Origin of the sequence: Cupriavidus sp. H18C1 (genome assembly GCF_049311595.1) — a bacterium.
GTDB lineage: Bacteria > Pseudomonadota > Gammaproteobacteria > Burkholderiales > Burkholderiaceae > Cupriavidus > Cupriavidus cauae.
This window is the reverse complement of record NZ_CP186008.1, coordinates 3,104,579-3,117,158: the sequence shown is the minus strand read 5'-3', so window position 1 is coordinate 3,117,158 and position 12,580 is coordinate 3,104,579. Positions and strand designations below refer to the sequence as shown.

The 12,580-nt window shown below is 69.9% G+C and carries 7 protein-coding genes and 4 pseudogenes; all 11 read right to left on the bottom strand.

Annotation, left to right across the window (positions count from 1 at the left end):
* Nucleotides 1–29: 29 nt before the first annotated feature.
* A complete protein-coding gene (purF, locus tag OJJOAM_RS14390; RefSeq protein WP_422648346.1) occupies nt 30–1,556 on the bottom strand; it encodes an amidophosphoribosyltransferase in 1,527 nt (508 codons plus the stop codon).
* 94 nt (nt 1,557–1,650) lie between these two features.
* A complete protein-coding gene (locus OJJOAM_RS14385; protein WP_422648345.1) occupies nt 1,651–2,148 on the bottom strand; it encodes a CvpA family protein in 498 nt (165 codons plus the stop codon).
* A gap of 28 nt (nt 2,149–2,176) precedes the next feature.
* Nucleotides 2,177–2,989: an SPOR domain-containing protein gene (locus OJJOAM_RS14380; protein WP_422648344.1), complete on the bottom strand. Its 813-nt coding sequence runs from the start codon at nt 2,987–2,989 to the stop codon at nt 2,177–2,179.
* Between the two features lie 108 nt (nt 2,990–3,097).
* Nucleotides 3,098–4,409: pseudogene (folC, locus tag OJJOAM_RS14375) on the bottom strand (bifunctional tetrahydrofolate synthase/dihydrofolate synthase).
* Nucleotides 4,410–4,650: 241 nt separating this feature from the next.
* Nucleotides 4,651–5,524 (bottom strand): annotated as a pseudogene (accD, locus tag OJJOAM_RS14370) (acetyl-CoA carboxylase, carboxyltransferase subunit beta).
* Between the two features lie 221 nt (nt 5,525–5,745).
* Entirely contained in the window at nt 5,746–6,549 is an 804-nt protein-coding gene (gene trpA, locus OJJOAM_RS14365; RefSeq protein ID WP_422648343.1) for a tryptophan synthase subunit alpha, read from the bottom strand.
* 2 nt (nt 6,550–6,551) lie between these two features.
* Complete coding sequence (locus tag OJJOAM_RS14360) at nt 6,552–7,592, bottom strand: DNA-methyltransferase (RefSeq protein ID WP_422649603.1); 1,041 nt, start codon at nt 7,590–7,592, stop codon at nt 6,552–6,554.
* 9 nt (nt 7,593–7,601) lie between these two features.
* Nucleotides 7,602–8,786 (bottom strand): annotated as a pseudogene (gene trpB / locus OJJOAM_RS14355) (tryptophan synthase subunit beta); the annotation flags it as partial.
* A gap of 112 nt (nt 8,787–8,898) precedes the next feature.
* Nucleotides 8,899–9,672: a phosphoribosylanthranilate isomerase gene (locus tag OJJOAM_RS14350; RefSeq protein ID WP_422648342.1), complete on the bottom strand. Its 774-nt coding sequence runs from the start codon at nt 9,670–9,672 to the stop codon at nt 8,899–8,901.
* Nucleotides 9,656–10,481 (bottom strand): annotated as a pseudogene (gene truA / locus OJJOAM_RS14345) (tRNA pseudouridine(38-40) synthase TruA). The gene OJJOAM_RS14350 and the pseudogene truA overlap by 17 nt, the downstream one beginning before the upstream one ends.
* Nucleotides 10,482–10,491: 10 nt before the next feature.
* Entirely contained in the window at nt 10,492–12,210 is a 1,719-nt protein-coding gene (locus OJJOAM_RS14340) for a FimV/HubP family polar landmark protein (RefSeq protein WP_422648341.1), read from the bottom strand.
* Nucleotides 12,211–12,580: the final 370 nt, after the last annotated feature.

The following is a 12,580-nucleotide window of genomic DNA, read 5'->3' as shown; positions in this document are numbered from 1 at the left end:
GGGTTGGGATGGGGAGAAACCGGCGGGCCTTACTCGTTGCCGCCCGAGCGCTGCAGATGCAGCTGCGAACGCTCGGTATCGCCGCCGCCTTCGCGGTCGGCTTCGCTGCGCGCGGTCTCGAGGCGGTCCAGATAGGCCTCGTCGATATCGCCGGTGATGTACTTGCCGTCGAAGCACGAGGCCTCGAAGTCCTTCAGCGCCGGATTGATGTCGCGCACCGCCTGCTTCATCGCCTCGACGTCCTGGTAGACCAGCTGGTCCGCGCCGATCATGCGGCAGATCTCGTCATGGCTGCGGCCATGCGCGACCAGCTCGCTGCGGGTCGGCATGTCGATGCCGTAGACGTTGGGGAACTTCACCGGCGGCGCCGCGGACGCGAAGATCACCTTGTTGGCGCCGGCATCGCGCGCCATCTGCACGATCTCGAACGAGGTGGTGCCGCGCACGATCGAGTCGTCGACGATCAGCACGTTCTTGCCCTTGAACTCCACGCCCATCGCGTTGAGCTTCTGGCGCACCGACTTCTTGCGCACCGCCTGGCCCGGCATGATGAAGGTGCGGCCGACATAGCGGTTCTTGAAGAAGCCTTCGCGATAGTTCAGGCCCAGCTTGTTGGCGACCTGCATCGCCGCAGGGCGGCTCGAATCGGGGATCGGCATCACCACGTCGATATCGCCCGAGCTGACTTCGCTGCGGATCTTCTCGGCCAGGTAGTCGCCCATGCGCAGGCGCGCGTCGTAGACCGGCACGCCGTCGATGCACGAATCCGGCCGCGCCAGATAGACGTATTCGAAGATGCAGGAGTTGAGCAGCGGATTGTCGGCGCACTGCTTCGTGTACAGCTTGCCGTCCAGATCGATGAAGATCGCCTCGCCCGGCGCCACGTCGCGCTCGAGCTTGTAGCCGATGCCTTCGAGCGCCACCGACTCCGACGCGACCATCCATTCCTTGCCGGTCGGCGTGTCGATGCTGCCCAGGCACAGCGGGCGGATGCCGAACGGATCGCGCACGGCCAGCATGCCGTAGCCGGCGATCTGCGCGGCGATCGCGTACGAGCCGCGCACGCGGCGATGCATGCCCGCCACCGCGGCGAAGATGATCTCGGGATCGAGCGAGGTGCCGTTGCTGGCGCGCTGCAGCTCGTCGGCCAGCACGTTCAGCAGCACCTCGGTATCCGAATGCGTATTGATGTGGCGGCGATCGCGCCGGAACATCTCCTCGCGAAGCTGCTGCCAGTTCGTCAGGTTGCCGTTATGCGCCAGGATGATGCCGTACGGCGCATTGACGTAGAACGGCTGGGCCTCTTCCTCGCTGGAGGCCGAGCCCGCGGTCGGGTAGCGCACCTGACCGATGCCAGCCGCGCCCGGCAGGCCGCGCATATTGCGCGTGCGGAACACGTCGCGCACCAGGCCGTTGGCCTTGTGCATGTGGAAGGTGCTGCCGTTGGCGGTCGCGATGCCAGCGGCATCCTGACCGCGATGCTGCAACAGCAGCAGGCTGTCATAAATCAACTGATTGACGGGCGTGGCAGACACCACACCGACGATACCGCACATGCCAAGCTCCCAGGAAAGGCTTAGATTCGGCGCGCCCTGCGCGCTGCCGACGGCAGACCAGGCGCGAAAGTTCATGCCGGGCGCGCGCCCGGCCTCAGGTTCTGACGTATTTGGCGATTTCCGGCGGCAACCAGGGCCGCAGCGACTCCATCGCGGCGATGACATAGGGGCGCGACACCGCGTCGCGCCAGAAAGGTTCGTCGGGCATCTTGGTGAAGCCGGCCAACGTGACCAGCAGCATCACCACCAGCGCGCCGCGCGCCACCCCGAACACCAGTCCGAGCCCGCGATCCGCCGGCTTCAGGCCGGTGGTTTCCAGCAACTGGCCGATCACCGCGCCGACCAGCGCCGCGGCAATCACGGTGCCGAAGAACAATACCGCGAATCCCGCGGCGCTGCGCGCGAGCGCTCCGCCGGGCAGCGACTCGGGCATCCATTGCGCCGCGACGCCGACATAGTTGTAGGCCACGAAGAACGCCGCGATCCAGCCCACCAGCGACAGCAGTTCGCGCATCAGGCCGCGCAGCGCGCCGACCAGCCCCGAGGCGATCAGCACGAACACGACCGCGTAGTCGAAGAACGTCAGCTGCATTCCCGCGAGCACCGCTGTCCGCCGCCGTTCAGAGCTCGACCACGCGGGCGGTCAGCCCGGTCGCGCGGACCCGCTTCTCGGCGGCATCGGCGGCATCGCGGTCCGAGAACGGGCCGGCGCGCAGCAGGATGCGTTCGCCGTCGGCCAGCGCCTTGCGTTCGATATAGGCGGGCACCTTGTTCGCCTTCAACTTGCCGAGCCACTGCTTGGCCTTGTCCTCGGTCGAGAAGGCGCCGACGAGGATCACGTATTTGCCGCTGCCGGACGACTTGGCTTCGGCCTTGTCGGCTTTGGATTCGGGCTTCGCTTCCGTCTTGGGATCGGGTTTCGCCTCGGCCTGGCGTGCCGCTTCGGTGCGCTCGGCCGGCTTCTCCGGCGCCTTGTCGGCCGAGCGGGCGGCCGGTGCGCTGACCAGTTCCTCGCCGGCATCGAGCGCCTGCGCATCGAGGCGCGATTGCTGCTGCGGGGCCAGCGGCGCGGCCTTGCGCGGTTCGGGCTTGGCCTGCGCCTCGCCCTGGCCGCCGCTCAGGCGCACCGCGATCTGGTCGGCGGCGGGACGCGGCTCGGTCTCGAAGACGATCGGCAGCACGATCACCGCCGCCACCGTCATCACCAGCGCGCCGATCAGGCGGCGCCGCGCGCGTTGCTTCTGGGGGAATTCCGGGTCCAGCATGTCATCCGCATAGTCGTCGGCACCGGCACTCCGGCGCGCGTCGTGGCTGCCAGCGCGGCTGCCGGCACGCGCGCCGGCTGCTCCGGCGTCGGCGCTGCGGGCGCGCCGTGCGCGCTCCGGTGCCGCGTCTTTGCCCTTGCGGAAGGAAAACAGCGAAAGCAGGCCCATAGATTGGTTCGGTGCGGGCGGCAGGCGCGGCCGCCCCTTGAGTTTGTCGCTCGACCGCGGCGCGTGCCCGGCAGTGTCCCGGAAATGCCCGGAAAAACGGTCCGCAGGCTAGTTGGCCTGGGTCGCCCGGTAAGCCATCACGCCGGCCACGGTGTAGAACGATCCGAAGACCAGGATTCTATCATTCTCGGTGGCACGCTCGATGGCGTCCCGATAGGCCGCCTCGGGGCTGGCGAAGCACGCCGCGGTGGCGTCCGGGCCGGGCCGGAAGCCGCCCTGCTCCAGGTGCTCCAGCAGGTCCTGGGCGCTGGCGGCGCGCGGCGTCGGCAGGTCACACAGGCACCAGTGATCGACCTTGTCGCTCAGGTGGCGCAGCACGCCGGCGATGTCCTTGTCGGCCATCGCGCCGAACACCGCGTAGGTGTAGCGGAAGAAGCCCATGTTCTCCAGGCTCTGGCCCAGCGTGGCGGCGGCATGGGGGGTTGTGGGCGACGTCGAGGATCACGGTCGGGCGGCCCGCCATCACCTGGAAGCGGCCCGGCAGATCGACGAAGGCGAGCCCGTTGCGCACTTCCTGCGCGCTGACCGGCAGCCGGTCGCGCACCGCCTGCAGCGCGGCCAGCGCGGCCGACGCGTTCAGCAGCTGGTTGGCGCCGCGCAGCGCCGGATAGCCCAGGCCATTGAGCTTGCGCCCGCGGCCGTTCCAGTCCCACTGCAGGCGCTCCTGCCCCTTGGCGGCCTGGTGCTGGAAATCGCGCCCGACCAGCCACAGGTCCGCGCCGATCGTCTCGGCATGCTCGACCAGCGAGGCCGGCGGCATCGGATCGCCGCAAATAGCCGGCACATGCGGGCGGAAGATGCCGGCCTTCTCGAAGCCGATCTTCTCGCGGGTATCGCCCAGGTACTGGGCATGGTCGATATCGACGCTGGTGACGATGGCGCAGTCCGGATCGAACACATTGACCGCGTCGAGCCGGCCGCCCAGCCCGACCTCGAGGATGATCGCGTCGAGCTGCGCGGCGGCGAAGGCATGGACGATCGCCAGCGTGGTGAACTCGAAATAGGTCAGGCTGACCGGATCGGCGATGCTGGTGCGGGCGCGCTCGACCGCCTCGAAATGCGGCAGCAACTGGGCGTCGGTGGCCATCTCGCCGTTGATGCGGGCGCGCTCGTTGAACGACAGCAGATGCGGCGAGGTATGGCAGCCGACCTTGTAGCCCGCCTCCAGCAGGATCCGCTCGAGCATCGCGCAGGTCGAGCCCTTGCCGTTGGTGCCGCCCACGGTGAACACCAGCGCGTCGATGCGCAGGCCGAGCGCTTCCTTGACCCGGCTGATCCGGGTCAGGCCCATGTCGATGCCGACCGGATGCGCGGTTTCGAGGTGGGCCAGCCACTCGGGCAGGGAGGAGAAGATAGGCATGATGCTGCTGTGATGTACTGCGGTTCGCGCCCGGTTACGCCAGGCGTCCCATGCGGTTTTCTGCCCTCCCCCGCTGGCGGGACAGGGGTTGGGGGAGAGGGCAGCTCAAACCACGCCCTCTCCCCCAACCCTCTCCCGCCGAGGTGGAGAGGGCGAACACCTTGCGGCGAACCATACTATCCAATGAAAAACGCGGACCAGGTCCGCGTCGTCAAACCATCCTTCGGCGATCGGGGTCCGCTCAGGCCACCGCGTCGGCCGGCTGCTTCTGCAGCAGCGCCAGCAGTTGCGCGAGCTCGGCACGCAGCTTGCGCCGGTCGACGATCATGTCGATGGCGCCCTTCTGCAGCAGGAACTCGGCACGCTGGAAGCCTTCCGGCAGCTTCTCGCGCACGGTCTGCTCGATCACGCGCGGGCCGGCAAAGCCGATCAGCGCCTTGGGCTCGGCGATCACCACGTCGCCCAGGAAGGCGAAGCTGGCCGACACGCCGCCCATGGTCGGGTCGGTCAGCACGCTGATGAACGGCAGCTTGGCGGCCGACAGCTTGTTGAGCATCGCGGTGGTCTTGGCCATCTGCATCAGCGACAGCAGGCTTTCCTGCATGCGCGCGCCGCCGGTGGCGGTGATGCAGATGAACGGCACCTTCTGCTCGAGTGCGGCCTGCGCGCCGCGCGCGAAGCGCTCGCCGACCACCGAACCCATCGAGCCGCCCATGAAGGCGAATTCGAAGCAGCTGACCACCACCGGAATGGTATGGATCGCGCCGCCCATCACCACCATCGCGTCGGTCTCGCCGGTCTCGTCCATCGCCGCCTTGATGCGGTCCGGATACTTCTTCGAGTCCTTGAATTTGAGCGCGTCGACCGGCACGATTTCCTGGCCGATCTCGTAGCGGCCCTCGGCGTCGAGCAGCGAATCGAGCCGCTCGCGCGCGCGGATGCGCATATGGTGGTCGCACTTTGGGCAGACATGCAGATTGGCCTCGACGTCGGTCCGGTATAGCACGGACTCGCACGACGGGCACTTGACCCACAGGCCCTCGGGGGATGCCCTTGCGGGACGAGGGGTCGGTCTGTTGAATCTTGGGGGGCAGGAGTTTATCCAACCAGCTCATCAAAACGCTCCTTTCGGATAAGGCCGCGGCCTGGCGCATCGCGAAGTGATATGGCGCACGCGCGCGCAGGGGGCAGGCCCGGCCATCGGCCAAGGCGGCGAATGTACCACGGGCGCCGCACAAGGGCCGAGATTCTGTGCCGCGGAAAGCAGGAATCGGCGGCGGTCGACGGGGAAATGTCGCCGGAATCCGCAGACGGCCGCCGATATGAGGCTAATACATCACGCCTTGGCGTCCAACGCGGTGCGGATCTCCGCGATAAACGAACGCAGCGATTGTACCGCCTGTTCCCGCGGCGCTTCCTCCAGCAATTGCACCAGCCGGCTGCCGATCACGACCGCGTCGGCCACGCCGGCGATCGCCCGCGCCGTCTGCGCGTCGCGGATGCCGAAGCCGACGCCGACCGGCAGGTTGGCGTGGCGCTTGATCACCGGCAGGCGCGCCGCGACGCTGTCCAGGTCGAGCGCGCCCGAACCGGTCACGCCCTTGAGCGACACGTAGTACAGATAGCCGCTGGCGACCCTGGCGACCTGCGCGATGCGCGCATCGGTGGTGGTCGGCGCCAGCAGGAAGATCGGATCGATGCCGTGCTCGCGCATCAGCTGGGCGAACGACTCGCACTCCTCGGGCGGGTAGTCGACTACCAGCACGCCGTCGACGCCGGCCTCCCGTGCGGCCTGCGCGAACGCGCGCTCGCCCATCCGCTCGATCGGGTTGGCATAGCCCATCAGCACCACGGGCGTGTCGGCGTCGCGCTGGCGGAATTCGCGCACCCAGCCCAGCACCTGGGTCAGGCTGACGCCGTTGGCCAGCGCCCGCTCGGACGCGCGCTGGATCACCGGGCCGTCGGCCATCGGGTCGGAGAACGGCACGCCCAGCTCGATCACATCGGCCCCGCCCTCGACCAGCGCATGCATCAGCGCGACCGTCAGGCCGGGCTCGGGATCGCCGGCGGTGATGAAGGGAATCAGGCCCTTCCTGCCTTGTGCGGACAGCGCCGCGAAAGTCGATTGGATGCGGGACATGGTCAGGATGCGAGGTGAGGCAGCGCGTCCGCCGGACCGGCGTCGTTGGCGGCTGCCGGGGTAGACGGGGTAGGCGGACCAGACGGAGCCGAGGCGGCGATCGCGGCGACGGAGGCAGCAGCGGCGGCTTGGGAGGCAGCCCCCGCCGCGGCTTCAGCGGCGTCCGCCGCCGCGGCGGCATCGGGCCGCGCCAGCGGCATCACCGAGGCGACGCGCGCCCGCGCGACATCGACATAGTCGGGATTGATCTCGAAGCCGACGAAGCGGCGCCCATGCCGGGCGCAGGCCACCGCGGTGGTGCCGCTGCCGGTGAACGGATCGAGCACCAGCCCGCCGGGCGGACAGCTGGACAGCACCATCCGCTCGACGATCTGCAGCGGCTTCTGCGTCGGATGGTCGGCGCGCTCCGGGTCCTGCCGATGGATGCGCGGCACGCTCCACAGGTCCTTCGGGTTGTAGCCGACCTCCAGCCACTTCTTGCCCTCGAAGCGTGGCCGGCTGCGCGCCTTCTTGGTCTCGGCGTCGTACGGCACGCGTACCGAGTCCAGGTCGAAGTAGTAGTCGCGCGCCTTGGCGAAGAAGCCGATGTTGTCGTGCACCGACGAATACTTGCGCGTGGTGCCGCCCATGCTGGGCACGCGCCGGTCCCAGATGATCTCGTTGACCATCGTCAGCCGGCGCTTGAGCATCACGAACAGCTCGGGCGAGTACTGCCAGGTGCAGAACAGGTACAGCGAGCCGCGCGGCGACAGCTTGGGCACCACCGCGTCGATCCAGCGCTCGGACCATTCCAGATAGGCCTGGCCCGACAGCCGGTCCGAATCGTTGCCGTAGTCCTTGCCGAGCCCGTAGGGCGGGTCGGCGACCACGAGATCGATCGAACCGTCGGCCAGCCGGCGCACGCCGTCGAGCACGTCCTCCTGGTACAGCAGGGCCGGCAGCGCCGGCGCGGCGGTCAGCGCGATCGCGTCGCCGCCGCCGACCGTCGGCGTGGTGGTATCCGCGGCGGCGGCGCCCGGTGCGGCTTCGGGAAGCGTGCGCATCAGAGCGTCAACCCCCGCACGTTCGGCGACCGTGTGCATGTCCTTGTCGCCGCGCCCGGACAGGTTGACCAGCAGCAGCTTGTCCTTGGGCAACGTCGGCGCCAGCTTGCACGCGTAGGCAATCGCATGGCTCGATTCGAGCGCCGGGATGATGCCCTCGATGCGGCAGCAATCGTGAAAGGCGCGCAGAGCCTCGTCGTCGGTGATGCAGACGTATTCGGCGCGGCCGCTGTCCTTGAGCCACGCGTGCTCGGGGCCGACGCCCGGATAGTCCAGCCCCGCCGACACCGAATGCGTCTCGATGATCTGGCCGTTCGGATCCTGCAGCAGATAGGTGCGGTTGCCGTGCAGCACGCCGGGCGAACCGGCGCTCAGCGAGGCCGCGTGGCGGCCGGTGTCGATGCCGTCGCCGGCCGCCTCGACGCCGATCAGCCTGACGTCCTGGTGGTCGATATACGGATAGAAGATGCCCATCGCGTTGGAGCCGCCGCCGATGCAGGCGATCACCGCATCGGGCTGCCGGCCGGTCAGCTCGGGCATCTGCACCTTGGCCTCCTCGCCGATCACGCACTGGAAATCGCGCACCATCGCGGGATACGGGTGCGGGCCGGCGACGGTGCCGATGATGTAGAAGGTGTTCTCGACGTTGGTGACCCAGTCGCGCATCGCCTCGTTCAGCGCGTCCTTCAGCGTCCTCGAACCGCTCTCGACCGGCACCACGGTGGCGCCGAGCAGCTTCATCCGGTAGACGTTGGCGGCCTGGCGCTTGATGTCCTCCGCGCCCATATAGACCACGCACTCCATGCCGAAGCGCGCGGCAATGGTGGCGGTGGCCACGCCGTGCTGGCCGGCGCCGGTCTCGGCGATCACGCGCGGCTTGCCCATCTTCCTGGCGAGCAGCGCCTGGCCGATGACGTTGTTGATCTTGTGCGCGCCGGTGTGGTTCAGGTCCTCGCGCTTGAAGAAGATCTGCGCGCCGCCGAGCGTCTCGCTCCAGCGCTGCGCATGGTAGATCGGCGACGGACGGCCGACGAAGTGCTTCAGTTCGCGGCGGAATTCGGCGTCGAACGCGGCATCGTTTTTCAGGCCGGCATAGGCCTCGCGCAGTTCGTCCAGCGCATGGGTCAGGGTCTCGGAGACGAAGGTACCGCCATAGGGGCCGAAATGGCCGCGGGAATCGGGCAGGTTGTACATGTGGGGCTTCCGGGTGGCGCGGCCGTCCTCCAGGGATCGGCCGCGGCAGGGGAACAGGGTGGCTTGCGGGACCGGCGCGATGTCTGTCATCGCCGCCGGTCGGTCGCCAGGCTCAGGCGGCGTGGTTGGCATCCGCGGCGCGCACCGCGCGCACGAAGTCGGCGATGCGGGCGGGGTCCTTGACGCCCTTGGCCGCCTCCACGCCGCTGCTGACATCGACGGCGTAGGGGCGCACGCGCTCAATCGCGCCAGCCACGTTTTGCGCGTTCAACCCACCACTCAAAACGATGCGAGGAGCGGCGCTTGCGATTCGATTGCCGTTGCATGGTGATGTGCTGGGGCTAGGCGCAATCCATCCGGGAGGGATCAGGGTCCAGTCGAAGGCGTGGCCGCCGCCGCCATAGCCTTCGACGAAGGCATCGAGCAGGATGGCCGCGGCGTCACGATATTGATCGCCGAATTCTACCAAATCGAGGCCCGGGCGCACACGCGCGGCGCGCAGGAACGGCAGCCGGCAGCGCTGGGCGGCGCGCGCGCAGTCCTGCGCGCTCTCGTCGCCGTGGAACTGCAGCAGCGACAGCGGCACGCGCTCGGCCACGTGGGCGATCTCCTCGGCGTCGGCATTGACGAACAGGCCGACCACCGCGACGAACGGGCCGGCGGCCTCGGCCAGCGCCGCGGCGCGCGCCACGTCGACATGGCGGGGACTGCCGGGATAGAACACCAGCCCGATCGCGTCGGCGCCGGCGTCGACCGCCGCGCGCACGTCGTCCTCGCGCGTCAGCCCGCAGATCTTGATGCGGGTGCGCGGGCGGACCGGCACAAACTCGGCCGGCGCAGCGGCTGGCGCGGCTGCGGCGCCGGGCGCGCTAGTTGGCGAAGGCATCGGCGAACACTCCATGAAACAGGCTGCCGGCCGGATCGGCGGCCGGGATGCCATAGGGCTCAGGATACCTGACCCCGGCCAGATACAGGCCGTCCGGCATGAAAGTGGGCGCGGCCATGCTGCGCCGGCGCGAGGCTAGCACCTCGGCCAGCCACGTGGCCGGATAGCGCCCCCCGCCCCACCGCCACCAGGCAGCCCATCAGGTTGCGAACCATGTGGTGCAGGAAGGCGCTGGCGCGAAAACGCAGGAACACCCAGTCGCGGTCGGCGTGGATGCGGATCTCGTACATCGTCTTGACCGGCGACTTGGCCTGGCATTCGGCGGCGCGGAAGGCCGAAAAATCGTGCTCGCCGATCAGGCAGGCGGCGGCCTCGCGCATCGCGTCCACGTCGAGCCGCTTGCCCGGCGGCAGCATCAGGTAGCCGGCGCGGCCGTGCACCAGCGGCGCGCGGTGCGGGCCAGTATAGAGCGCGTAGTAATAGGTCCGCTCGAAGGCGGCGAAGCGCGCGTGGAAAGCGTCGTCGACCGGCTTGGCCCATTGCAGCGCGATCGTCGGCGGCAGGAAGGCATTGATGCCGCGCACCCACGAGAACGGCTCGCGCGACAGCACGGTGTCGAGATGGATCACCTGCCCCAGCGCATGCACGCCGGCATCGGTGCGCCCCGCCACCGTGGTCGGGAGCCGCTCGCCGGCGAAGCGGGCGATGGCGTCCTCCAGCACGTCCTGCACGGTATTGCGATGCGGCTGGGACTGCCAGCCGGAGAAGGCGGTGCCGTCGTAGTGGAGGCCGAGGGCAAGACGGGTCATGGATGCGAGGTTACGGACGCGGGGGCGTGTCGGCGGGCTTGTCGGGGGGCGCCATGATATCAGGCGAGCCCTTGCGGGGCCGGTCGCCCGGGTCGTTGGCGTCGGCGGCGTCGGCGGCGTCGGCGGCATCTGCGGCATGGCGGCCGGCATCCCCGCCGGCATCGAGGTCGAGCGAGATCCCGCCGAGGTCGAAGGCCAGCGGGCGGGGCATGGGCGCGGCGGCGCGGGCGGTGTGCGATACGCCGCCGGCGCCCTCGTCGCCGTCATTGACCTGGATGCCCTCGTTGCCCGCGTCTGCCTCGATGTCCTCGATGTCCTCGATGCCCTCGTCAGCCTCGCCGCCCTCGCGGACCGCGATCGGGGGACCAGCAAAGGCCTGCGCCGCGGAAGCCGGCGCCGCGATCGGCTGGTCGCCGGTGGGCGCCGGGAAGGCGTCCAGCGGCAGGCTCAGGCCGGTCAGCGCGACCGGCGCGCCGGCGAGGATATCGTCGCCCGCGGTGGGCGCGCAGGGCTCCCCGGCCAGCGGCCGGCGCTGGCGGCGGTACAGCGCGTAGCCGCCCAGCAGCGCGATCGCCAGGCCGCCGCCGGGCAACGTCCACGGGCTCTGCAGCAGCGTGTCGAACCAGGAGGCCGAGGCGTGCAGCGGGGAGGCGGCGGGGGTTGAGGCGGCCGCAGCCGCCGACGCCGATGCGGACCTCGCCGGCGCAGCCGCGGCCGGCTGCGCCCCTTGGGCGACCGTGGCCGGCGCGGCCGCCGTGGGCTGCGTGCCTGGCGCGACCGTGGCCGGCGCCGCCGATGCGCTGGCGCCCTGCCCTTGCCCTTGCCCTTGCCCTTGCCCTTGCCCCTGTGCCTGTGCCTGTGCCTCTGCCTGTCCCTGTGCCTGCGCCCCGCCCTGCCCTTCCTGCCCCAGCCTGGCCAGCTCGGCGCTCTTCATCTCCAGCAGGCGCTGCATGTCGCCGACGTTCTTGCGCAGCTGCGTCAGGCGCTCCTCCGCTTCGCGCAACTGGCGTTCGCGCGCGACCTGTGCTTCCGCGGTCTCGCCCTTCGGCGCCACGGCGCCGGCCTCGGGCTTGCTGAGCCGCAGTTCGTCGCGGGCCTGTTCGGGCACGGCGGCATCGCGCACCCGCGCGGTGATCTGGCCGCGCTGCTGCTGGCCGCTTTGCGGCTGCACCTGCATCGCGGCGGCGGCATCGGCCAGGCGATTGCGGTAGGCGTCGAAGGCGCGGGTATGGGCAACGATCTCGCGGCGCGCCTCGGGCCCGGCGATCGTGCCGGCCTGCTGCGCCGACGGCAGCGACAGCACCGCGCCGGCCTTCAGCCGGTTCATGTTGCCGGCGATGAAGGCGTCGCGATTGGCGCGGTACAGCGCCACCACCATTTGATCGAGCGAGACGTCGTCCGCCACCACGCGCTGCTGCGCGAGCTCCCGCGCGATGCCGTACAGATGGTCGCCACGGCGCACGGTGTAGCTGCCGCCGGCCATGGCGGGCGACTTCGTGGCGGGCTTGGCGGCCGGCTTCGTGACCGAGTCGGCGGCGGCGTTCGCGCCCGGCTTCGCACCCGAGTTGGCAGTGGCGGCCGGCCGTTGCTGCTCGGTCGCGGCAGCCGACGGCCCGGCCGGCTCCGGCGTGGCGGCCTGCACCAGCGGCGCCGCCCCGGCGTCGGGCTGCGCCGCGATGGCGGGATCGGCCGGCGGCGCGGCCAGCAGCACGGTGTAGGCCCTGGTCACCGTCCCCGTTGTCCCCGTTGTCCCCGTTGTGCCAGTTGTGCCAGTTGTGCCAGTTGTGCCAGTTGTGCCAGTTGTGCCAGTTGTGCCAGTTGTGCCCGTTGTGCCCACGGTTCCCGCTGGCCCGCGCAGCTCGAGCAGCAGGTCGATGAAGTTCTCCCCCACCGGCTGCGCCGAGCGCAGCCGCGCCACCGGGCGGCCGTCGGCATTGCGCGCCAGCTCGATCCGCAGCCCCTCGGCCCCCGCCGGGTAGGTCAGCCCGGCCGCGGCATAGGGCCTGCGGCGACGCCAGTGCCACCGTCAGGCCCTCGGCCTCTCCGGCCGCGACATCGCGCAGCTCGATCTCCGCCTGCAGCGGCTGGCCCTGCGCCGA

What these genes read in the sequence shown, in the direction of transcription:
- OJJOAM_RS14360 (WP_422649603.1), bottom strand. Translation starts at nt 7,592, where the DNA reads ATGCGCACGCTTCCCGAAGCCGCACCGGGCGCCGCCGCCGCGGATACC.
- OJJOAM_RS14385 (WP_422648345.1), bottom strand. Translation starts at nt 2,148, where the DNA reads ATGCAGCTGACGTTCTTCGACTACGCGGTCGTGTTCGTGCTGATCGCC.
- OJJOAM_RS14350 (WP_422648342.1), bottom strand. Translation starts at nt 9,672, where the DNA reads ATGCCTTCGCCAACTAGCGCGCCCGGCGCCGCAGCCGCGCCAGCCGCT.
- trpA (WP_422648343.1), bottom strand. Translation starts at nt 6,549, where the DNA reads ATGTCCCGCATCCAATCGACTTTCGCGGCGCTGTCCGCACAAGGCAGG.
- purF (WP_422648346.1), bottom strand. Translation starts at nt 1,556, where the DNA reads ATGTGCGGTATCGTCGGTGTGGTGTCTGCCACGCCCGTCAATCAGTTG.
- OJJOAM_RS14380 (WP_422648344.1), bottom strand. Translation starts at nt 2,989, where the DNA reads ATGGGCCTGCTTTCGCTGTTTTCCTTCCGCAAGGGCAAAGACGCGGCA.